The sequence below is a fragment of the Pseudomonas sp. ICMP 10191 genome, assembly GCF_001467335.1.
Classification (GTDB): domain Bacteria; phylum Pseudomonadota; class Gammaproteobacteria; order Pseudomonadales; family Pseudomonadaceae; genus Aquipseudomonas; species Aquipseudomonas cerasi.
The window spans coordinates 115,315-137,478 of sequence record NZ_LKGW01000168.1 but is presented as its reverse complement, the minus strand read 5'-3'; the positions used below and the strand labels follow the sequence as shown (position 1 = coordinate 137,478).

General features: G+C 60.5%; 14 protein-coding genes and 1 pseudogene. 11 read left to right on the top strand and 4 right to left on the bottom strand.

Annotated features, from left to right (window positions below):
• Together AO388_RS24945 and AO388_RS24940 are read right to left on the bottom strand one after the other, a co-directional pair.
• Positions 1-963, bottom strand: coding sequence for a GGDEF domain-containing response regulator (locus AO388_RS24945; protein ID WP_004413720.1), 963 nt, complete (start codon positions 961-963; stop codon positions 1-3).
• A gap of 18 nt (positions 964-981) precedes the next feature.
• Complete coding sequence (locus AO388_RS24940) at positions 982-5,034, bottom strand: CHASE domain-containing hybrid sensor histidine kinase/response regulator (protein ID WP_058417365.1); 4,053 nt, start codon at positions 5,032-5,034, stop codon at positions 982-984.
• Between the two features lie 514 nt (positions 5,035-5,548).
• Here AO388_RS24940 and AO388_RS24935 point away from each other — a divergent pair.
• From AO388_RS24935 to AO388_RS24900, 8 genes are all read left to right on the top strand, one after another.
• A complete protein-coding gene (locus tag AO388_RS24935; RefSeq protein WP_058417364.1) occupies positions 5,549-7,180 on the top strand; it encodes an ABC transporter substrate-binding protein in 1,632 nt (543 codons plus the stop codon).
• The gene (locus AO388_RS24930) at positions 7,177-8,127 is read left to right on the top strand and encodes an ABC transporter permease (RefSeq protein ID WP_058417363.1); all 951 of its coding nucleotides are present in this window, start codon (positions 7,177-7,179) and stop codon (positions 8,125-8,127) included. Before AO388_RS24935 ends, AO388_RS24930 begins: the two co-directional genes overlap by 4 nt.
• Before the next feature lie 4 nt (positions 8,128-8,131).
• On the top strand, positions 8,132-9,064 hold the full coding sequence (locus tag AO388_RS24925; protein WP_072366039.1) for an ABC transporter permease: 933 nt from the start codon (positions 8,132-8,134) through the stop codon (positions 9,062-9,064).
• Complete coding sequence (locus AO388_RS24920; protein ID WP_058417362.1) at positions 9,061-10,704, top strand: dipeptide ABC transporter ATP-binding protein; 1,644 nt, start codon at positions 9,061-9,063, stop codon at positions 10,702-10,704. Before AO388_RS24925 ends, AO388_RS24920 begins: the two co-directional genes overlap by 4 nt.
• Before the next feature lie 243 nt (positions 10,705-10,947).
• Positions 10,948-11,820: an ectoine/hydroxyectoine ABC transporter substrate-binding protein EhuB gene (gene ehuB, locus AO388_RS24915; protein WP_003364424.1), complete on the top strand. Its 873-nt coding sequence runs from the start codon at positions 10,948-10,950 to the stop codon at positions 11,818-11,820.
• 57 nt (positions 11,821-11,877) lie between these two features.
• Positions 11,878-12,555, top strand: coding sequence for an ectoine/hydroxyectoine ABC transporter permease subunit EhuC (gene ehuC, locus AO388_RS24910; RefSeq protein ID WP_003383635.1), 678 nt, complete (start codon positions 11,878-11,880; stop codon positions 12,553-12,555).
• 3 nt (positions 12,556-12,558) lie between these two features.
• Positions 12,559-13,209 (top strand): ectoine/hydroxyectoine ABC transporter permease subunit EhuD, encoded by a 651-nt coding sequence (gene ehuD / locus AO388_RS24905; protein WP_004413732.1) that lies wholly within the window; start codon positions 12,559-12,561, stop codon positions 13,207-13,209.
• Entirely contained in the window at positions 13,202-13,999 is a 798-nt protein-coding gene (locus AO388_RS24900; RefSeq protein WP_004413734.1) for an amino acid ABC transporter ATP-binding protein, read from the top strand. The genes ehuD and AO388_RS24900 overlap by 8 nt, the downstream gene beginning before the upstream one ends.
• Before the next feature lie 67 nt (positions 14,000-14,066).
• Here the strand turns inward: AO388_RS24900 and AO388_RS30475 are convergent, their stop codons facing one another.
• Positions 14,067-14,771 carry a methyl-accepting chemotaxis protein gene (locus AO388_RS30475; protein WP_371914164.1) on the bottom strand — a complete coding sequence of 235 codons (705 nt, stop codon included), beginning with the start codon at positions 14,769-14,771 and terminating at the stop codon, positions 14,067-14,069.
• Between the two features lie 201 nt (positions 14,772-14,972).
• Positions 14,973-15,995: pseudogene (locus AO388_RS30470) on the bottom strand (methyl-accepting chemotaxis protein); the annotation flags it as partial.
• 317 nt (positions 15,996-16,312) lie between these two features.
• On the opposite strand from AO388_RS30470, the gene mexE reads away from it, so the two are divergent.
• The 3 genes from mexE to AO388_RS24880 are packed head-to-tail and all read left to right on the top strand — an operon-like array spanning position 16,313 to position 22,155.
• Positions 16,313-17,554, top strand: a complete 1,242-nt coding sequence (gene mexE / locus AO388_RS24890; protein ID WP_004413738.1) for a multidrug efflux RND transporter periplasmic adaptor subunit MexE — start codon at positions 16,313-16,315, stop codon at positions 17,552-17,554.
• Positions 17,555-17,566: 12 nt separating this feature from the next.
• Positions 17,567-20,758, top strand: a complete 3,192-nt coding sequence (locus AO388_RS24885; RefSeq protein WP_024663676.1) for an efflux RND transporter permease subunit — start codon at positions 17,567-17,569, stop codon at positions 20,756-20,758.
• Positions 20,758-22,155, top strand: coding sequence for an efflux transporter outer membrane subunit (locus AO388_RS24880; protein ID WP_003364436.1), 1,398 nt, complete (start codon positions 20,758-20,760; stop codon positions 22,153-22,155). The genes AO388_RS24885 and AO388_RS24880 overlap by 1 nt, the downstream gene beginning before the upstream one ends.
• The last annotated feature ends 9 nt before the right edge of the window (positions 22,156-22,164 follow it).

Genomic DNA, 22,164 nt, shown 5'->3' with positions numbered 1-22,164 from the left:
TCAGTGCCATGGTGCAACCTGTATCGGCTCAAACCGGCTGCAGTTTCGTCCTTCATGCTTGGCCCGGTACAAGGCCCGGTCGGCTTCCGCCAGCAATGCTGCTGCAATCGGGTCAGGCGCAGTACCGGCCGCCACGCCCGGGCGCGGGATGGGCAGCGCGCCAGCCTCCAGACTTGCCACCCCCACCGACACTGTCACCCGGCCCAGGTCGCTGGTTTCATGGAGCCTGGCAAGGCCATGAATGTGCTCCACGATTTCCTCCGCCAGCCGGCAGGCACCCTCTGCGCCGGTATCCGGCAATAGCACGGCGAACTCCTCGCCCCCATAACGGGCCACCAGATCGGTAGACCTGTGCACGCAATGTTTCACGGCATGGGCAATGGCAATCAGGCACTCATCGCCTTGCAAATGGCCATAGTGATCGTTGTAGCGCTTGAAGAAATCGATATCGAGCAACAGCAGCGAAAATGCCCCCTGATTGCGCCGCACGCGCAGCCATTCACGCTCGATGCTCTCGTCGAGAAAACGCCGGTTGGCCAGCCCCGTCAGCCCATCGGTCTGGGCCAGCAGGTTGAGCTGGTCCATCGCCATTTTCAGGCGCAGGTGGGTCTTTACGCGCGCCGTGACGATCAACGGCTGAATGGGTTTGCCGATGAAATCCACCGCACCCAGCGCCAGTCCGGCTTCCTCGATGCGGGTTTCGGTATGGCTGGTGATGAAGATGACCGGGACGTCTTCCAGCAGTTGATCGGCCTTTAGCGTCTCGCAGACCTCAAACCCGCTCATTCCAGGCATCTCGGCGTCGAGAAGGATAAGGTCCGGACGCATGTCCCGGACCATCTTCAGGGCCTGGGCGCCACCCGTGGCAAAACGAATCTGTCCCAGGCCATTGAGAACTTTGCTCAGCACACGAATGGCGGAAATATCATCATCGACAATCAGCAGGCTAGGTACAGGTTGCATGATGGACGAAGCTCCTTTTTATAAGTCGGCACGTTCGAGCAGGTGCAGTGCCTGTTCGAACTCGAGTCCTTCAATGGTTTGCCAGAGCTGTTCGACCAGTGCCTGTCCGGCCAGCTCCTGAAGCGCGACAGCAGCCAGCGGAAACTGGTCCAGCGCGGCGATATCACGGTTTTCAAGCAATTCACGCAAGGTCGATAACGCCTGTCGGGAGGCATCGGGATCCGCATCGATACGCGGGGCCGGTGTCCTTTCCTCAAGCACCGGCGTGCGGTCTTGCAAAGCACGGAAAGCGGCGCTCACACCCCGCAGAGCCGGCTCAGGGTCCGTACCGTGGCGCAGCAGGGCTTCCGCCTGCCCGGCATGCAGCCCTAATTGCCTAGCGCCGAGCAGCAGCGCAGCACCGCGCAGCTTGTGCAGGTCAGCCATCGTTTGATCGGGGCTCTGTCGCGCCCGTGCCAGAAGGCTCTCGCTCTCGCCGAACGCGGCAAATTCATTGAAAAAGCGCCGCAGGGACGAGAGAAACAAGGGCACATCATTGCCTAGCCGAGCGGCGACCTCCTGGGTGTCGATACCTTCGATCACCGGCCATGCAGAGCCTGTCGGGGCTTCCTGCAGCAAGGTGCCGACCGCCAGCGGAGCGCCTCGAACACGCTCGACGGCACGACGTACCGCCCGGATCAGGGCGGCGGGGTCCAGAGGCTTGGTGAGGAAGTCATCCATACCCGCGAGCTCGGCCTGTCGCCGCTCCTCTGCCAGGGCGCCTGCGGTCAACGCCAGCACGGGCAATCGTGTCAGGCCCAGTTCATTGCGCAAGCGCCGCGTGGCCTCATAACCATCCATTTCCGGCATCTGCACATCCATCAGCACGGCATCGAATACATCTGGCGTCTGACGCAGTCGTTCAAGGGCCAGCAGACCATTGCTGCAGGTCTGAACCACAGCGCCCTGTTGCTGCAACAACAGGCTGGCGACCTCCAGATTGATCTCGCTGTCGTCCACCAGCAGCAGGTGCAATCCACTCAGCCAGAGCGTCATGGAGGTATCCATTCGCGTGGCCTGAATGACCCTTTCGGTGCTGCCCTGGTACTTGGCGATACAGGCATTGACCGCGTTGAACAAGGCCGAGCTGTCCAGCGGCTTGAGCAATACCTTGTCGACCAGAGGGAGCAGTTCTTCCCGGATCCCGGACGGGCTCACCAGAATGACCGGAAGCGGCGTCGCCTCGATCAGTTGTTGCACCTGCTCAACCTGCGGCTGCTGCCAGTCCACCAACAACACATCCGGCAATGGCGCGTTGACGTGATTACGCTCTTGCAAGGCCACGTGCAGCGCCTGTTCGTCGGTCAGGCTTGCCACTCGCCAGCCCAGGCCGCGACATAAGCGTTGCAGCGCCGTGGACGACTGTACGTCGTCGCTGAGCAGCATGACCTCCAGACTGCTTCCCGGGCCGGACGGCTCCAGATCGCTCTGGCTGCTCTGAAACGGCAACTCCACCCAGAACTCGCTGCCGGTGCCGAGTTCGCTCTCCACCCCTATCCGGCCGCCCATCTGCTCGGCCAGCCCGCGCACCACCGACAAACCCAGTCCGGTGCCGCCAAAACGCCGCGTGGTAGACGCATCCGCCTGTGTGAACGGCGCAAACAGCTGGCCGAGTGCATTGGCCGGTATGCCACAGCCCGTGTCCTGCACAGAGAATCGCAACCAGCAAGTATCGGCGTGATCGTCTTCACGACTCACTGTCACATCGACTCCGCCGACTGTGGTGAACTTGAGCGCATTGCCGACCAGATTCATGAGGATCTGGTTGACCCGCAATGCGTCTCCTATCAACTGGCCAGGCAGCGATGCCACGACGCTGACAGAAAAACGCAGGCCTTTCTCCTGCGCCTGGGGCGTGAACAGCTCGCCCAGTTCGTCGAGCAGTTGTCGAGGGCTGAAGGGGTTATGTTCCAGCCGCATCTCTCCCGCCTCGATCTTGGCGATGTCGAGGATATCGTTGATGATCCCCAACAAGGTCCGGCCGGCAATCTGCAGCTTGGTCAGCAACTGGCGTTGCTGGTCGTTCAAGGCGGTGTTGTGCAGCAGGTGGGAGATGCCGATCACGGCGTTCATGGGCGTGCGAATTTCATGGCTCATGTTGGCCAGGAACAGACTTTTGGCCGCATTGGCAGCTTCGGCGCTGGACTTGGCCGCGTGCAATTCGGCGCTATGGTGCAGCCGTTCGGTGATGTCCTGAGCGATACCCAGATGACCGATGAGTTCTCCGTCGGCGGTACGGATCGGGGTGATGATCATCAGCACAGGGACCGTCGTGCCATCCTTGCGTACGTAGGTCCATTGTCGGGTTTCCGAACCTTCGAGGGATGCTTTGTAGCAAAAGACGTCAATGCCTTCGATCGGGGTGCCGTATTCACGACTCAGCTCAGCGGAGCGTGCGGCCACTTCTTCAGGAAGATGAAACACGCCTGGACCGTTGCCGCTGACCATTTCCGCATTGCTGTAGCCCAGCAGCAATTCGGCGCCCCGATTGAACACAAAGATCTGCCCCTGCATATCGGTAGCGATGATCGAAACCTCCGAAGAGGCGTCCAGCACCCCCTGCAGCAAACCCGCCACTCTGGACAGCTCTGCAGTGCGCTCGCTGACCTGTTGCTCAAGCTGTGCGTTGAACTCCATGAGGTAGCGTTCGACGCGCTTGCGGTCGGTGATGTCGTGCATCATTTTCGCCGCGCCGAGTATGGTGCCGTCCGTCTCGCGGATGAAGCTGCAGGTAATGGTCACATCGATCAATTGACCGTTCTTGTGCAGACGCCGGGTTTCCAGCGTCGGGCCTCGCTCACCCCGGGCCACCCTTTCCAACAACTGTTCGTCTTCATGAACCAGATCTGGCGGAACCAGCAGTGGCGCCAATGGACAGCCCAGCACTTCGTGCTCGTCATAGCCGAACATCTGCTCGGCAGCCCGGTTCCAGGTGATGATCCGACCGTTCAGGGCTTCACCGATGATCGCGTCGCTGGAGTTTTCGACGATAGTGGCCAGCCTGGCCTGACCGGCAACCACCTGCTGTTTGCGCTGACGGGACAACAGTAGAGTGCCAACCAGCACCGTCAACATCAGGCTGACCAGTGTGCCGATGATGAACACCCTGCCCGCCGGAACCGGATCGAGTGCCTCGGCAAATGCCGGGTGAGCGCCTACCTCCATGCGCCACACGCGCCCATAGATGTCTCGTTCGAAAGCATAGGTCTGCAAGACCTCCTGCTCATGACCGCTTTCCGGAGTCTGGTAGATCAGATGCTGGCCTTCGCTGACGTCATAAAGCTTCAAGTGCACTCTGTGGTTGAGAGGGTCCAGATTGCTCATCACCTCACGCATGGCCAACGGCGCATAGGTCCAGCCGATCAGGGATGTTTCGCGCAGGGCGATATCGGTCGGGGTTTCAGGGGTGCTGTAAACCGGTAACAGGAATAGGAAAGCACGCAAGTGGTCATCATTGTCCTGCAGCAGGGTAATGGGCGCCGACAGGGTGGCAGCGCCACTGCGCATGGCCTGAAGGGCTGCATCGCGACGATGCTCCTCGGAGGCGATGTCCAGCCCCAGTGCCTGGACGTTGCGGGCCAGCGGGTCGATGAATTGAATGATGAAACGGTCTCCCTGCTGGGCACCCAGCCGACCAAGACTGAAGTCCGGCCTGCCATCTGCCCTGACACGCCTCACGAATTCGGCCTCATCGCTGGCCGCGACACGACGGATGAAGCCGAACCCGCGCGCGCCAGGGTATTCCTTCTCGATATTGCGCCCTTTGCTGTAGCGGCTCATCTGGCTGCTGTTGATATGCTCGAGGTCCAGCATATGAACGGCACCGCGCAGGCCTCGAAGACGGTACTCGTACACCCTAAGTCGTGCCTGCAAGTTATCGCCGATGCCCTCTCCGGCCTCGTTGAGCGCCTGTTCTATACGCGTATCGATCGATCTGCGCTGTTCATGGCTGGCAATAAAGCTGACGCTGAGCCCGGCCAGCAGAACCACAGCCATCCAGCCAACGAGCCACGTGAGAGAGCTTTTCTTCATCAATCAGACACTCGTTTTCAATCCTGAATACTGTGAGGTGACCAGAGGACACCGTCCGCCTGCCCTGGCGTGTCTCTGCGACCTCAAGCGTAGATTGTCTTCGACCAAGCGCCAGTGACGTTGCCATCGCCATCGCTGCATGGTTTATCGCGTGCAAGTGGTCGCAGGGCATTTGCCAGCAGCCACCTGCAACTTCGGGCGTCGGTCTGGCCGATGAAAGGGACGATTTTGATCGGACTCAGTGACGACGACCAAAAGTCTCGTTTTTGACAAAGCGCTGTTTGCCAAGAACATAAAGCCTTAAAAGATACTAAATAAGCATAATAAAAAATAAATTAATCACAAAAACCTATATTAGCTTAGAAGAAAAAAGACTTTTACAGCGCATGACCATAAGAATACGGTCTTAAGAAATCAGTGCTGAAGCACTGTGCTCGACTTGAAGAGGACCTCCCATGCGCCGTACACCGCCTTCGACTTTTTCGACTGGACTCGCCCCCCGGAGCGCAGTGCGATGACTGGGCGCACGTTCCTCCCGCGCCTGCTGCTCGCCGCCTTCACAGCCATTACCCTGCTCGGCTGCTCACCCTCCGGCCCGGACGGCCAGGCAGCCAAAACCCTCAAAGTGGCGTTCTTCAGAGACAACACCACGCTGGTCAGCCTTGACCCCTTTCAGGTGTACTGGCTGGAGCATCGGGTGGTGCTGCGCAATATAGCCGAGTCCCTGACCGATCAGGACCCGCAGACCGGCAAGATCATTCCCTGGCTGGCAGAACGCTGGGAAGTCAGTGACAACGCGCTGGAATATACCTTTCACTTGCGCAAGGACGTGACCTTCAGCAACGGCACACGTTTCGACGCTCAAGCGGTGAAGACGGCCTACGACGCGGACAAGTCGTTCGCCGCACAACTGCCAGCCACCTTCGGCGCCACTTACCTCAAAGGCTACGACCACGCCGAGGTACTGGACGACTTCACCATCAAACTGGTGCTGGCCCAACCTAACGCGGGCTTCCTGCAAGCCACCTCCACCACCAATCTCGCCATTCTTGCTCCAGAGTCCTACGCACTCAGCGTCAAGGAGCGTTCGTTGGGCGCGATCATTGGCACCGGGCCATTCGTGCTGGAGCGCTACACGCCTGAAAGCGGTTTGCGCCTGATCAAACGCAAGGGCTATGCCTGGCCATCGGCCAATGCGCAGAACAAGGGCGAGGCGCATCTGGATGCGGTCGAGGTCAGCTACGTGCCGGAAGAAAGCGTCCGTAACGGCCAGTTCGTTCAGGGGCAGGTGGACATCCTCTGGCCGCGCAATCCGTTCTCCGAGGTGGACCTCAACCTGTTCAAGTCCAGGGGCGCGACCATTCAGAGCCGTTCGCTGCCAGGACCTGCGCTGAACCTGTACCCCAACACGCGTGGCAATCGCATTCTTGCCGACCGCAACGTGCGCCTGGCCCTGCAAAAGGCAATCGACCGCAAGACCTACGCAGCCACCGTTTACAACCCGCAATTCCCGGTGGTCTCCGGCATCTACGACGTCACCACGCCGTTTTATAAAAGCCAGGCCGACAAACTGACCTACGACCCTCAAGGTGCAGAGCGCCTGCTCGACGCTGCGGGCTGGCAGAAAAACGCCGACGGCTATCGTTATAAGGAAGGCAAGCGCCTGAAGCTGGCCTACAACCTGTCACCCGCCGAAACCGCTGGTGATGTGCTGATTCAGGATCAACTGCGCAAGGTGGGTATCGAGCTCAAGCTTAACGTGGTGACCACCGCCGAGTGGGCTGCGGCCAATGCGGCAGGCAATTATGACCTGACGTCCACCTACATGACCCGCGCCGACCCGATCATTCTGCAGACCATCATCGACCCGCGCAGTGCCAACAGCTCGACGCTGGCGACCAACCTTTACGCGCCGGAAACGCTGCCCAAGGCCCTTGAGCTGTTCGACGCAGGACTGACCGCCACGCAAAGCGAACAGCGCGCCAGGGCTTATGGCGAGTTGCAGGACCTGCTGGTCGACGAGGGCTCGGCGATCCCGGTTTACGAGCGCGTCTGGCAAGCCGCCACGGCGAAAAACGTACGCAATTTCCACTGGACGGCGGAAGGCTTTGCGCTGTTCAACGACATCGAGTTGGCAACGCCATGAGTCGCTATATCCTCAGTCGGATCGCGCAAGCGCTACTGGTACTTTGGGGTGCCTACAGCGTCACCTATTTCATTCTTTACCTGCTGCCCGGCGACAGCCTGTCGATCATGCTCAGCGCCTCGGGTGTCGAAATCGACTCCCTGTCCGCGCAGGACCTCGCCAAGGCCAAGCTCTATTACGGACTGGACCGCGGCATCTTCGAGCAATACGTCGATTTGCTGTGGGGAGCGTTACATGGCGACTTCGGCAATTCGCTGACGCTCAACCGCCCGGTTTCGGAATTACTGATCGAGCGTCTGCCACAAACCCTGAGCCTTGCGGGGCTGGCCATTGTTCTGTCACTGATCGGCGGGACAGGTCTGGCGTATCTCACCGCCTACGTACGCTGGCAGCCCTTGAAAGTCGCCTTGTCACGCCTGCCGTCGCTGGGCTTCTCGGTGCCGGTCTTCTGGATGGGCCTGCTGTTCATTCAACTGTTCGCGTTCACTCTTGGCTGGTTCCCGGCGACCGGCAATCAGGGATTCTCCAGCCTTATATTGCCCGCCGTCACGCTGGCGATCCCCAGCGCCGCGGTGTACGCCCAGGTCCTGCAACGTGGCTTTCAGGGCGTCTGGAAAGAGCCCTACATCATCACCGCTTATGCCAAGGGCCTGAACCGCGCGCAGGTTCAGGCCCGCCATGCGTTCAAGAATGCTGCCCTGCCGCTGCTCACACTGATCGGCCTACAGGTCGGCAACACAGTGTCCGGCGCAGTGCTGGTGGAAACCATTTTCGCCCGCTCCGGGGTCGGTCGACTTGCCCAGGAAGCCGTTTTGCGCCAGGACATCCCGGTGGTACTGGCCATCGTTGCGGTCTCTGCAGCTGCGTTCGTCGTGGTCAATCTGATCGTTGACCTGATGTACCCCGCGCTGGATCCGCGCATCGCCCACACGCCAAAGGTCTCCTGACGCCATGACTATCTTCGACAACCGCCTTGCGCGCCTGACCCGCCTTGTTGATCCCAGTCAAAACCTTCCCGGCAACAACGCACCTGCCGCGCAGTGGCAGCGACGCAGCAGCCTGAGTCGCGCCGTGGAGGCCGCCAGGCCCCTGCTGCGCCGCCCGGGGTTTCTGCTCGCTGTGGCAATGGTCGCCTTTGCGTTGCTGGCGGCGCTGGCACCCAACCTGCTGAGCAGCTACGCACCTTACGCCACCTCGCCCAGCGACAAGCTCACCGCGCCAAATGCAGCGCACTGGTTCGGTACCGACGAACTGGGTCGTGATCTCTATACCCGCGTGGTACACGGTTCGAGCCTTTCGGTACAGGCCGCATTGCTGGCGGTGGGCATCGCCATGGCCGGTGGCCTGAGCCTGGGGGTGATTTCCGGTTTCGCAGGCGGGCGCATCGATGCAGTGATCATGCGTCTGATCGATGTATTGCTGGCCCTGCCCGGCTTGCTACTGGCGCTGGCGATTGTCACCGCCATCGGGTTCGGCACCCTTCCGGTAGCCATAGCAGTAGGCGTGGGGATCATCCCCGGCTTCGCGCGCACCACCCGCGCCGAAGTATTGCGCGTCAAGACCCTGCCTTACGTCGAGGCCGCGCGGCTGGGCGGTGCAAGCTGGACGCGAACCCTGCTGCGCCACATCCTGCCGAACGCCTGGGGCCCGGTAGCGGTGCTCGCCACACTGGATTTCGGTGCAGCGATTCTGGCGACTGCCGGGCTGAGTTTCCTCGGCTTTGGTGCCGAACCACCGGCTGCCGAATGGGGCACGTTGATCGCCAACGGTCGTCACTTCCTGATAACCGCACCCTGGGTGTCGCTGCTGCCGGGCCTGTTCGTGGTTGGCGTAGTGTTCAGCTTCAACCACATCGCCCGCACTCTGGAAGAGACTCAACGATGACCGATACCGCTCAACTGATCGACATTCGTCATCTGAGTGTCGCTTACCGTTTCGACGGCCAGATCAACCAGGCCGTGCGCAACGTATCCTTTCAGGTCGCCCGGGGTGAAACCGTAGCGATTGTCGGCGAATCCGGCTCCGGCAAGTCGACGATGGCCAACGCCATACTCGGCCTGTTACCGGACAATGCCGCCATCACCAGCGGCGATCTGCACGTCGATGGACACGATCTTGGCCATGCCGGCGAACGCGAGAAACGGCGAATTCGCGGCAGCACCATCGGCCTGGTGCCCCAGGACCCGATGGTCGGCCTAAACCCTACCCTGCGCATCGGCCGACAAATCGCCGAAGCACTGATTCAGCCCCACGGCCGGCGTTACCCGGCAGTGGATGCCGATGTGCTGGAGTTGCTGCAGCAGGTCGGTCTGGACAGGCCGGTATTGCGCGCTCGCCAGTATCCGCACGAACTGTCCGGTGGCATGCGTCAGCGCGTGCTGATCGCCATCGCCCTGGCTGGCAATCCTCGCCTGATCATCGCCGACGAGCCCACCAGCGCGCTGGACGTGACGGTACAACGCAAGATCCTTGATCATCTGCAACGTCTGGTGGCCGAGCGTGGTATTTCCCTGGTGATCATCACCCACGATCTGGGCGTGGCGGCCGACCGGGCCGACCAAGTGCTGGTGATGAACAAGGGCGAACTGGTCGAACAAGGCCCTCCGCAACAGATACTCATCGCGCCTCGCCATGCCTATACCCGCGCACTGATCGCCGCAGCACCGGCTTTCGGCCAGCGCAAGAGCCCGGCAACAGTGCGACCGGTCGCGAGCAGCGACACACCTCTGCTGACCCTGAACAACATCGGCAAGACCTATCGTCTGCCCTACGTGAAAGGCGAAGACGCCGACCTCCAGGCGCTGCAAGACGTCAACTTCAAGGTGTATCCCGGCCAGACCCTGGCCATCGTCGGCGAGTCCGGCTCTGGTAAAAGTACTGCGTTGCGCATCGCACTGGGTCTGGAAAAACCCACCCACGGACGAGTGCAGCTGGACGGCCAGGATGTCACCGACCTGGGCTGGCGCGAATTCAGACCGCTGCGGCGGCGTATCCAGTTAGTGCAGCAAAACCCGTTCGCGGCCCTTGACCCACGCTTCACGTTATTCGAAAGCATCGTCGAACCCCTGGTCTCGTTCGGCCTGCTCAAAGGCCGCGAACTGGAGCAGGCCGCACGCCGGTTGATAGAGCGAGTGCAGTTGCCCGTGGCCTATCTGGACCGCCTGCCCCGCGAGCTTTCCGGTGGCCAGCGTCAGCGGATTGCCATTGCCAGAGCGCTGGCCCTGCAGCCCGATCTGCTGCTGCTCGATGAGCCGGTTTCGGCACTGGACGTGTCGGTGCAGGCGCAGATTCTCGACTTGCTGGTCGAGCTGCAAGCCGAATCGGGCATCGCCTACGTGCTGGTGTCCCACGACCTTGCAGTGGTCGCCAGCGTTGCCCATCAGGTACTGGTGCTCAAGCATGGCAAGACCGTCGAGCAGGGTCTGGCCGAGGATGTTTTTGCCAGGCCTGAAGCGGCTTACACCCAGGAGTTGATTGCCGCGATACCTGGCCGGCGTCTGGAGTTACAAACAGGGACGCACTGACAAATGCCTGGGCTTGCACCAATTGGTCGCACGACGTTTGCAACCCATGGCCTCGGCGACTGCGTATATGCATATTCCTTATCGATATTTAAATTATCTTTTTAATAGCTATAGAGTTTCGCCTTATGCACCAAACGTTGCCGAAGCAGGATGCAGGCAAGACCAGGCTACCTTGCGCACCTGACTCGCATGTTCAGGCCGCATCAGCAACAAGCCCCCATCCTCCTACTTCGAGCACCCGCAATGAAAGGCATCACCCCCCTGTCGTTCCCAGCCCTGATGGGTTCAGCGCTGCTGCTGAATGCCGTCGTTTCATTCCCTGCCCTGGCCGGACTGCTGGAAAAAGGCCGCACTGACGGCCTGACCGCTGGCATCGCCAATGAACAGCCCTATGCCTACATCGGCACCGATGGCAAAGCCACCGGGGCCAACGTCGAGATACTGCGGGCGATTCTCGAACCGCTGGGCATCAAGCAGATCGAGACGCCTATCACTGACTTCGGTTCGCTGGTGCCGGGTCTGGCAGCAGGTCGTTTCGACTTGATCGGTGCAGGCCTGTTCATCAATCCGAATCGCTGCAAGGTCATCGCGTTCTCCAACCCGGTGACGCGATCCGGCGGTGCGTTCATTGTCAAAACCGGCAACCCGCTGAACCTGCACAGCCTCAAGGACGTCGCCAGCAACGCCAAGGTGCGCCTGGCCACTCAACCTGGCAGCAATCAGGTTCAGGAAGCCAAAGACAGCGGTATCGCCAACGGCAACGTGGTGTTGTTCGACAAGGACACCGAGGCATTGGCCGCCTTGCAGGCGGGTCGCGTGGACGTGGTGTATTTCCCGGACGCCGAAGTCATCAGTCTGATCAAGAAAGCCAACAGTCCGGACATCGAGCGCGCCTTGCCTTTCGAGCAGATTCCGGACGCCAGTGGCAAACCGGGCTGGAATTACCACGCCTACGGCCTGCCAAAAAACGATCCGGCCTTCGAACAGGCCTTCAACGAACAACTGGCCAAACTCCGGGCGTCGGGCGAGCTGCTGAAAATCCTGCAGAAGTACGGCTATACCGAAAACGAACTGGCTGACCCGGCCATCACCGCAGCCCAACGCTGCAACCCATGATCTGCCCCGCCCCGCAAGGGCGCGCAGTAAACGGCCCTGACCCACACGAGTACGGCCATGCCTGTTGATGCTGCAACACTGGAAACCGCAGGTTTCATTGCCAGACAACTGGCCCACGGCGCCTGGATCACCCTGCAGATCACCGTGCTTGCCGAACTGCTGGTACTGGTGCTCTCATTTGTAATCGCCCTGATGCGCCTGTCGCCATTCCGGGCGTTACGCTGGTTCGCCACGGTGTATGTCGAGGTGCTGCGTGGCATCTCGGCATTGGTGCTGCTGTTTTACCTGTTCTTCATTCTGCCGCTGTTCGGCATCCGCCTGTCCCCCATGACCACCGGCGTGCTGGGGCTGGGCCTGACGTTTTCGGCGTATGGCGCGGAAATCATTCGTTCGGCATTGATCAACGTCAGCCAGGGTCAACGTGACGCTGTGCGTGCGCTGGACTTCGGGCCGATAAGCGCGTTTCGGCGAATCATTCTGCCGCAGGCCCTGCCGTTCATGATCCCGCCGATGGGTAATCAATTGGTCGAGCTGCTGAAAACCACGTCACTGGTCTCACTCATCACCCTCACCGACCTGACCTTTACCGGCAGTCAATTGATCACCACGCTGGGCCAGCAAACGCTGATCTGGAGCATCGTGCTGGTGTGCTATTTCGTGATGGCCTGGCCATTGAGCTGGCTGGTCAAGCGTTATGAGCAGCACGCCACCGCGTGGCGCACGGCCAGGGGATGAACGATGGAGTTTGATATCGCATTCGTCTGGTCGATTCTGCCGGAGCTGTTTCAGGGCTTGCTGGTGACCGTGCAGGTCGTGGTGCTGGGGTTCCTGCTCGCGGTTTTGCTCGGTCTGATCCTGGCCCTGACACTGCGCTCGCAGATAACCATCGTGCATCGCCTGAGCAAAGGCTACCTGAGCTTTTTCCGTAATACGCCGTTGATGGTCCAGTTGTATGTGCTGTTCTTCGCGCTGCCGCTGGCGGGCATCACCTTCCCGGCGATCACCACCGGTGTGATAGGTCTTGGCTGCTATTACGCGGCCTATATCGCCGAAGCGTATCGCGGTGCCATTGACGACATCCCGGCCGGACAGTGGGAAGCCGCACGCGCCCTTGATTTCAATCGTGGCGACACCTGGCGGCGCATCATCCTGCCGCAGGCGTTGAAACCCATGCTGCCGGTGCTCGGCAATTACCTGATCGGCATGTTCAAGGAAACGCCGCTTCTGGCGGTGATCACCATCCCTGAACTGTTTCAGGCTGCCAAGCAGGTCGCCGGCATGACCTATCGTTACAACGAACCGTACACAGTGATGGCGCTGATGTTTCTGGCGATCAGTGTGCCGACCTCGTTGCTGTTCAAATACCTGGAAAGGCGCAGCCATGTCTGATCTCGCACACACCGCAACCCCACCCGTCACCACTGCGCAGATACAGCTGAAACACGTGGTCAAGGACTTCGGCCGCAACCGGATCATCGACCATCTGGACCTGAGCATTCCTCAAGGTCAGAAAGTCGCCTTGATCGGCCCCAGTGGCTCGGGTAAATCAACGGTATTGCGCCTCATCAAGGGGCTGGAAAACTATCAGCAAGGCAGCATAGAAGTCGCAGGCGAAGCAGTGCCCGCGCGCACATCCGGATGGCACTGGCCTGGCGCACGCAAGGCTCCGGTGGAACATCGGGTAGGCATGGTGTTCCAGCAGTTCAATCTGTTCCCACACCTCACCGTGCAGGAAAATGTCACCGAAGCACCGCTACGGGTACTCAGGCTGCCTCGCGAAGAGGCCCTTGAACGCGCGCATCAATACCTCGGGCTGGTCGGGCTCGCTCACAAGGCCGATGCCTATCCGAGCCAGCTCTCCGGTGGTCAGCAACAACGTGTAGCGATTGCCAGAGCACTGGCCATGCGTCCGCAGGTCATGTTGTTCGATGAAGTCACGTCAGCGCTCGACCCTGAGCTGGTCGGCGAGGTACTGGCGGTAATTCGCTCGATTGCCCACGAGTTTCAGATGACCATGTTACTGGTGACCCACGAGATGAAATTCGCTCAGGACATCGCTGACCGGGTGCTGTTCATGGAGGGCGGGCGCATCGTGGCGGACGGCACCCCGAGCGAAATTCTGCTGAATCCGCAAAACGAGCGGACTCGAAGGTTTCTGCAGAGGGTGGAGCAGCGCTGATTGCCAGCGCCGCTCTTTTTACAGGATGAGACTTTTGGGCCTCGCGACTTTTTGAAAGTGGCGACAATCAGATCCGGAAACGCGCAACCATGTCCTGCAGGTTGCTGCCCAGGCGCGCCAGCTCCACGGTAGACGCTGCGCTTTGTTCGGTGGCCGTAGCCGACTGGTCGGCGATGTCCCGTACGCTGATGACACTGCGATTGATTTCGTCGGTGACGGCGCTCTGCTCTTCAGCGGCAGCAGAAATCTGTTGGCTCATCTGTTCGATGGTCACAATCGAATGAGTGATTTCAAGCAACGATTCTTCGGCCTGCCGCGCCAGCGCCACGGTGCCTTCGGTACGTTGACGGCTGGCATTCATCAGATCCGATGCCGCGCCGGTGCCATCCTGCAAGGACTTTATCAGCGCCTCGATTTCAGTCGTGGATGACTGTGTACGCTGAGCCAGCGAGCGCACCTCATCGGCCACCACGGCAAAGCCGCGCCCCTGCTCACCCGCACGTGCGGCTTCGATCGCCGCGTTGAGGGCCAACAGGTTGGTTTGTTCCGCGACCGCCTTGATCACATCAATGACACCGCCGATCTTGTCACTGTCCTGAATCAGGCGCTGCATGGCCTCGCCCAGTTGCCCCACTTCACCGGCAAGCTGGCTGATTTCACGCGTGGCGTTTTGCACCACACTGCTGCCGTGGGTTGCGCGGTCACTGGCCTGTCTGGCGGCCTGCGATGCATCTTCAGTGTTCTGCGCCACTTCCTGAACGGTGGACGCCATTTGGTTCATGGCGGTCGCCACCTGGTCGACTTCCAGTTTCTGCTGAGTAACGCCCGCGCTGGTCTGTTCGCTGACGGCTGAAAGCTCCTCGGCCGCCGTGGCGATCTGTGTCACACCATTGCTGATACCGCCAATCAGGGTACGCAGCGATACGGTCATGTGTTGCATGGTGTTTTGCAGCAGGCCCAGCTCATCCTGGCGAGTGGTGCTGAGGTCATTGGTCAAATCGCCGCCGGCAATTCGACGCGCAGCGATCACCGTGGAATCGAGCGGACGGGTAATCTGACGGGTAATCAGAATCGCCGCGAAGATGCCCAGCAGCAATACGATCACCGCCACCGTGAGCAACTGGGTTACGGCGCTGTCTTTTTCTTTATTGGCACTGACTACCTGGCCCGCCATCAGCTTTTCGGTACTGGTGACGATGTCCATTGACTGCTGGCGAAGGCTGTCGCGAATCTGATCGTTCTGTTGCATCAGTTGCGAGATGGAGACCATCAACGACTTGTACTGTTGCAGCGCCGCGAGCGCCTCATCCACCGCCGGGCCGGCCTTGTTCGGCAATTGGTTGCGCGCACTGCTCACCTGAGCGATCAGTGAGTCGGCAGCATCGAAGGTGATCTGCCTGTTTTCAGCGGTCGGGATACTGATATAACGGCGAAACACCAGCCGAAAATTGGTCATGCCATTGCGCAGGTCGCCAGCAATCTTTACCTGGTCGATACCGCTTTGATCCAGCGATCGGGAAACGTCGTCCAAGGTCTTTTGCAGGAGTGTCTCAAAGCTTCCGCTCACTTGTTCGGAAATGGTGATCAGCGGCTGCATGGCCTGATCAATTTGCCGATTGTTATCGACCAATTGACTGAACGTTTGTCTCAAGCCACCCGCCTGATCGCGAATACCTCTGAGGATATCGGCGTTGGCCGGAACGGTCAGAATCTTCAGGCCTTCCTCGATGGTCTTGCCCAGATTGTCCAGGGCGGCCGTGTAGCCCTGCGAATTACTCGCGTCAGGCTTGGCGGTATAGGCCTGCGCAGCGATCCTGAGGCTCAGCGCATCGGCCTTCACCTCAGAAACCCTGGCTGCCTTGCCCAGCCGCTCGATCAGCAGGTTGGTGCTGAGGTAACCGATCGCGGTGACCGTCAGCACACCCAGCAGTATCAGACCGAAGCCTACACTCAGCTTTTTGCTGACCTTCAAATTGTCCAGCCATGTCGACTTCATCAAACTTTTCCTCGGGATTTATCGCAATAACCAAGGATCGACTGTTCGCTGGACAACTTGATAGCCGCGGCGATTGCAAAGATTGATCGAAGAGATAGCAATATGGCATGAGCTTTTTTGGCTCACCATAAGGGGAGCATTCTCAGCCCCGAATGCCTGGCCGCCATCCACCCTGCGGGTCACCCGGCTGAAGGTTTTCGAAGACCTATGGGTACTCATCATTGCCAGTGATAGTAACCTTCGGTTTATTCGATTCGTTAATAACACCCCGTGCGCAACAGAATCCGCCCCATTCTTCACTATTGGCGGAACTTCCCATGCACCAGACAATCAGCCATCTGCGCTACCCTCTCACCGCCCTCGCCTTGATCGTCATCAGTGCCTGCGGCCGTGCGCCGGAAGCCACCAGTGCGCCTGGCGCAGCCAAAGTCAGTGTGGCCAAGGTACTGGAACAGCCAGTCAACGAGTGGGATGAATTTACCGGTCGTCTCGAAGCACCTGAAACGGTCGAAGTTCGCCCAAGAGTCTCCGGTCAGATCGATCAGGTAGCCTTCACCGACGGCTCGCTGGTCAAGAAAGGCGACCTGCTGTTCCAGATCGACCCTCGCCCCTTCCAGTCGGAAGTCCGCCGTCTCGAAGCCCAGTTGCAACAGGCCCGCGCAGTCGCTTCGCGCAGTGACAGCGAAGCCCAGCGTGGCGAGCGTCTGCGCAGCAACAATGCGATTTCCGCCGAGCTGGCCGAATCGCGTACCACCTCGGCGCAGGAAGCCAAGGCCGGTGTCGCGGCCATTCAGGCGCAACTGGACCTGGCTAGACTGAACCTCAGTTTCACCCGTGTCACCGCACCGATTTCAGGCCGCGTAAGTCGTGCCGAAATCACCGCCGGCAACATTGTCACCGCCGATGTCACTGCCCTGACCAGCGTGGTTTCCACCGACAAGGTCTACGCCTACTTCGACGCAGACGAGCGCGTGTTCCTCAAGTACACCGAACTGGCCCGCAAAGGCCAGCGCGGTCAGAGCACGCCGGTGTATCTGGGGCTGTCCAACGAACCCGGCAACCCGCATCTGGGCCAGATGAACTTTGTCGACAATCAGGTCAACCCGAGGACCGGCACCATTCGTGGCCGCGCCGTGTTCGATAACGCCGACGGTGCGTTCACTCCCGGCCTGTATGCGCGCCTGAAACTGGTGGGCAGCGGCACTTACTCGGCCGTGCTGATCAATGACGAAGCAGTGGGCACCGACCTGGGCAAGAAGTTTGTGCTGGTCATGGACAAGGACAACAAGCCTGCCTACCGGGCTGTCGAGCTGGGGCCGAAAATCGAAGGCCTGCGCATTGTGCGCAATGGCCTGGGCAAGGATGACACCATCGTCGTCAAAGGCTTGCAGCGCGTACGTCCCGGCCAGCCTGTAGACCCTGAAGTCACTCCGATGGCCAGCGCCGACACCCTCGCCGCACTGCTCAAACAACGCCAGGCCCTTGAAGCCAGCAACCTGCCACAAGTGGCGCCCAAAGCGGCCGTCAAAATCGCCAGCGCTGCCGCGCCGCGCGGCTAAGGGACTCGTCCGATGAACTTCTCCAAATTCTTTATTTCACGGCCGATCTTCGCCGCAGTGTTGTCGCTGCTGATCCTGATCGCCGGTGCCATCTCGCTGTTCCAGCTGCCGATCAGTGAATACCCGGAAGTCGTGCCGCCAACCGTGGTGGTACGCGCCAACTTCCCCGGCGCCAACCCCAAGGTGATCGGCGAAACCGTGGCCTCGCCACTGGAACAGGCAATTACCGGTGTCGAAGGCATGCTCTATATGTCTTCGCAGGCCACTGCCGATGGCAAGCTGACCCTCACCATCACCTTTGCACTGGGTACTGACCTGGACAATGCGCAGGTGCAGGTGCAGAACCGCGTGACCCGCAGCGAGCCGAAGCTGCCTGAAGAAGTGACACGCATCGGCATCACCGTGGACAAGGCCTCCCCCGACCTGACCATGGTTGTGCACCTGACCTCGCCGGACAAACGCTACGACATGCTGTACCTGTCCAACTACGCCGTGCTCAACATCAAGGATGAGCTGGCGCGACTGGGCGGCGTCGGTGATGTGCAGCTGTTCGGCATGGGCGATTATTCGCTGCGGGTCTGGCTCGACCCGAACAAGACCGCCTCACGCAACCTGACCGCCACTGATGTGGTCAATGCGATTCGCGAACAGAACCGTCAGGTAGCCGCTGGTCAGCTGGGCTCCCCGCCCTCGCCGAATGCCACCAGCTTTCAGATGTCGATCAACACCCAGGGCCGCCTGGTCAGTGAGGAGGAGTTCGAAAACGTGGTCGTGCGCGCCGGTGCCGATGGCGAAATCACTCGCCTCAAGGACATTGCACGCATCGAACTGGGCTCCAGCCAGTATGCGCTGCGCTCGTTGCTGAATAATCAGCCTGCGGTAGCGATCCCGATCTTCCAGCGTCCCGGCTCCAACGCCATCGACATCTCCAACGATGTACGGGCACGAATGGCCGAGCTCAAGCAAAGCTTCCCGGAAGGCATGGACTACAGCATCGTCTATGACCCGACGATCTTCGTCCGCGGTTCCATCGAGGCGGTGATTCACACGCTGTTCGAAGCACTGATACTGGTCGTGCTGGTGGTGATCCTGTTCCTGCAGACCTGGCGCGCATCGATCATTCCGCTGGTGGCCGTACCGGTCTCGCTGATCGGCACCTTTGCGGTCATGCACATGTTCGGTTTCTCGCTGAACGCGCTGTCCTTGTTCGGTTTGGTACTGGCGATCGGTATCGTGGTCGACGATGCCATCGTGGTAGTGGAGAACGTCGAACGGAACATCGAGCTGGGCCTGGAACCGGTCGCTGCCACGCACAAGGCCATGGCTGAAGTAACAGGGCCGATCATCGCGACGGCGCTGGTGCTGTGCGCCGTGTTCGTGCCTGCGGCATTCATCTCCGGACTCAGCGGTCAGTTCTATAAGCAGTTCGCGCTGACCATCGCCATTTCGACGGTCATTTCCGCCTTCAACTCGCTGACTCTGTCGCCTGCACTGGCGGCGGTATTGCTCAAAGGTCATGACGCGCCCAAGGATCGCTTCTCGCGCTTCCTCGACAGAATGCTCGGCAGCTGGCTGTTCCGCCCGTTCAACCGCTTTTTCGAGAAAGCCAGCCACGGCTATGTCGGCACCGTTGCCAGGGTCATTCGCAGCAGCGGCATTGCCTTGCTGGTTTACGCGGGCCTGATGGTTTTGACCTGGATGGGCTTTGCCAGCACACCGACCGGTTTCGTCCCGAGCCAGGACAAGCAATACCTGGTCGCATTTGCCCAGTTGCCGGACGCCGCGAGCCTGGACCGCACCGAGGATGTCATCAAACGCATGTCGGAGCTGGCCCTCAAGCAGCCTGGCGTGCAGGACGCCATTGCCTTCCCGGGTCTGTCGATCAACGGCTTCACCAACAGCCCGAATAACGGCGTGGTGTTCGTGACCCTCAAGCCGTTCGACGAGCGCAAGGACCCGAGCCTCTCGGCCAACGCGATTGCCGGCGCGCTGAACGGTCAGTTCGCCTCGATTCAGGAAGCCTACATGGCGATCTTCCCGCCACCACCGGTACAAGGCCTGGGCACCATCGGCGGCTTCCGTCTGCAGATCGAGGACCGTGGCAACCTGGGCTATGACGAGCTGTACAAGGAAACCCAGAACATCATCGCCAAAAGCCGCAGCGTGCCGGAACTGGCCGGGCTGTTTACCAGCTACACGGTGAACGTACCGCAAGTCGATGCCGCGATTGACCGCGAGAAGGCCAAGACCCACGGCGTGGCAGTCAGCGATATTTTCGACACCCTGCAGGTGTATCTGGGGTCGTTGTATGCCAACGACTTCAACCGGTTCGGCCGCACTTATCAGGTCAATGTCCAGGCTGAGCAGCAGTTCCGCCAGGATGCCGACCAGATCGGCCAGCTCAAGGTGCGCAATAACCTGGGCGAGATGATCCCGCTGGCGACCTTCGTCAAGGTCAGCGACACCGCCGGCCCCGACCGCGTCATGCACTACAACGGCTTCATCACTGCTGAAATCAACGGTGCAGCAGCACCAGGCTACAGCTCTGGCCAGGCTCAGGCGGCGGTCGAGAAACTGCTTCGCGAGGAACTGCCCACCGGCATGATCTACGAATGGACCGACCTGACCTATCAGCAGATCCTTTCGGGCAATACCGCGCTGTTCGTGTTCCCGCTCTGTGTGTTGCTGGCGTTTCTGGTACTGGCGGCTCAATACGAAAGCTGGAGCCTGCCGCTGGCGGTGATCCTGATCGTACCGATGACCCTGCTCTCGGCGATTGCCGGGGTGATGATCGCCGGCAGCGACAACAATATCTTCACGCAGATCGGCCTGATCGTACTGGTAGGCCTGGCGTGCAAGAACGCGATTCTGATCGTCGAGTTCGCCAAGGACAAACAGGCCGAAGGGATGAGCCCGCTGGATGCGGTACTGGAAGCATGCCGCCTGCGTCTGCGTCCGATCCTGATGACCTCGTTCGCCTTCATCATGGGGGTCGTGCCGCTGGTGCTGTCCAGCGGCGCGGGTGCCGAGATGCGCCATGCCATGGGTGTCGCGGTGTTCTCCGGGATGCTGGGGGTCACTTTCTTCGGCCTGCTGCTGACGCCGGTGTTCTACGTGCTTATCCGTAATTACGTCGAACGCCAGGAGGCCCGCAAGGCCGCCAGAGCAAACAGCCAGCAAAACCTGCCTGCGGAGATGCATTGATGAGCGCCTACAAAGTCTTCATCCCGAGCCTGCTGGTCATGGCGCTGGCGGCCTGCGCCGTGGGCCCGGACTACCAGGCACCGGTCACGGCGCCAGCCAAACTGGCGTCCGCCGCCCAGGGCAACTATGACCGCAGCAAAGTGGACAGGGTGTGGTGGCAGCAGTTCGAGGATCCGACCCTCAATAAACTGGTGGCCAGGTCACTGGACGGCAACCGCGATCTGCGCGTCGCCTTCGCCCGCCTCAAGTCGGCGCGGGCCATACGCGATGACGTCGCCAACGATGTGATGCCCGTGGTGACCAGTCGCGCCAGCAGTGACATCGGCAAGGGTCAGCAACCCGGCATCACCGAGCGCCGGGTCAACAGCGAGCGCTACGACCTGGGCCTGGACATGGCGTGGGAAGTGGACCTGTTCGGGCGTATTCAGCGCCAACTGGAAGCCAGCGATGCCGATCAGGATGCTGCAGAGGCCAACCTCTATCAGCTTCAGGTCACGCTGATTGCCGAGGTGGTCGACGCCTACGGTCAACTGCGCGGCGCACAGCTGCGTGAAGCCATTGCCCGCGACAACCTGAAAAACCAGCAGAGTTCTCAGGACGTGACTACGCAATTGCGTGATGCGGGCGTGGGCAACGAGCTGGATGTGGTGCGTGCAGAGGCACGACTGGCTGCCGTCGAGGCCACCGTTCCACAGTTGCAGGCCGAGCAGGCTCGCCAACGCAATCGTATCGCCACGTTACTGGGCGAGCGCCCGGAAAACCTCAGCGTCGACTTGAGCCCGAGCAAGCTGCCTGCCATCGCCAAGGCCTTGCCGATCGGCGACCCGACGCAAGTGCTGCGCAATCGGCCGGACATCCGTGCAGCCGAGCGACAACTCGCTGCCTCGACCGCACGTATCGGCGTCGCGACTGCCGACCTGTTCCCGAGGGTCAGTCTGAGCGGTTTTCTGGGCTTTACCGCTGGGCGCGGCTCGCAGATCGGTTCGTCAGCGGCCAGAGCCTGGTCGCTGGGGCCGAGCATCACCTGGGCGGCCTTCGATCTGGGCAGTGTCCGGGCGCAGATTCGCAGTGCCGACGCCGACGCCGAGGGCGCACTGGCCAACTACGAGCAGCAGGTACTGCTTGCTCTGGAGGAGTCGGAGAACGCGTTCAGCGATTACGACAAACGCCAGCAGCGGCTGGTCTCGCTGATGCGCCAGAGCGATGCGAGTCGCTCGGCGGCCAGGCTGGCCTCGGTGCAATATCGAGAAGGCACGGCGGACTTCCTGGTCCTGCTGGATGCCGAGCGCGAACGTCTGGCAGCCGAGGATGCTCAGGCGCAGGCAGAAATCGAGCTGTACCGTGGCATCGTGGCCATTTACAAGGCACTGGGTGGCGGCTGGCAACCTCAGGCCTGAACCTGAAAA

Coding starts and splice junctions, on each gene's coding strand:
- AO388_RS24945 (WP_004413720.1), bottom strand. CDS start 963: ATGCAACCTGTACCTAGCCTGCTGATTGTCGATGATGATATTTCCGCC.
- AO388_RS24940 (WP_058417365.1), bottom strand. CDS start 5,034: ATGAAGAAAAGCTCTCTCACGTGGCTCGTTGGCTGGATGGCTGTGGTT.
- AO388_RS24935 (WP_058417364.1), top strand. CDS start 5,549: ATGACTGGGCGCACGTTCCTCCCGCGCCTGCTGCTCGCCGCCTTCACA.
- AO388_RS24930 (WP_058417363.1), top strand. CDS start 7,177: ATGAGTCGCTATATCCTCAGTCGGATCGCGCAAGCGCTACTGGTACTT.
- AO388_RS24925 (WP_072366039.1), top strand. CDS start 8,132: ATGACTATCTTCGACAACCGCCTTGCGCGCCTGACCCGCCTTGTTGAT.
- AO388_RS24920 (WP_058417362.1), top strand. CDS start 9,061: ATGACCGATACCGCTCAACTGATCGACATTCGTCATCTGAGTGTCGCT.
- ehuB (WP_003364424.1), top strand. CDS start 10,948: ATGAAAGGCATCACCCCCCTGTCGTTCCCAGCCCTGATGGGTTCAGCG.
- ehuC (WP_003383635.1), top strand. CDS start 11,878: ATGCCTGTTGATGCTGCAACACTGGAAACCGCAGGTTTCATTGCCAGA.
- ehuD (WP_004413732.1), top strand. CDS start 12,559: ATGGAGTTTGATATCGCATTCGTCTGGTCGATTCTGCCGGAGCTGTTT.
- AO388_RS24900 (WP_004413734.1), top strand. CDS start 13,202: ATGTCTGATCTCGCACACACCGCAACCCCACCCGTCACCACTGCGCAG.
- AO388_RS30475 (WP_371914164.1), bottom strand. CDS start 14,771: ATGGCGTCCACCGTTCAGGAAGTGGCGCAGAACACTGAAGATGCATCG.
- mexE (WP_004413738.1), top strand. CDS start 16,313: ATGCACCAGACAATCAGCCATCTGCGCTACCCTCTCACCGCCCTCGCC.
- AO388_RS24885 (WP_024663676.1), top strand. CDS start 17,567: ATGAACTTCTCCAAATTCTTTATTTCACGGCCGATCTTCGCCGCAGTG.
- AO388_RS24880 (WP_003364436.1), top strand. CDS start 20,758: ATGAGCGCCTACAAAGTCTTCATCCCGAGCCTGCTGGTCATGGCGCTG.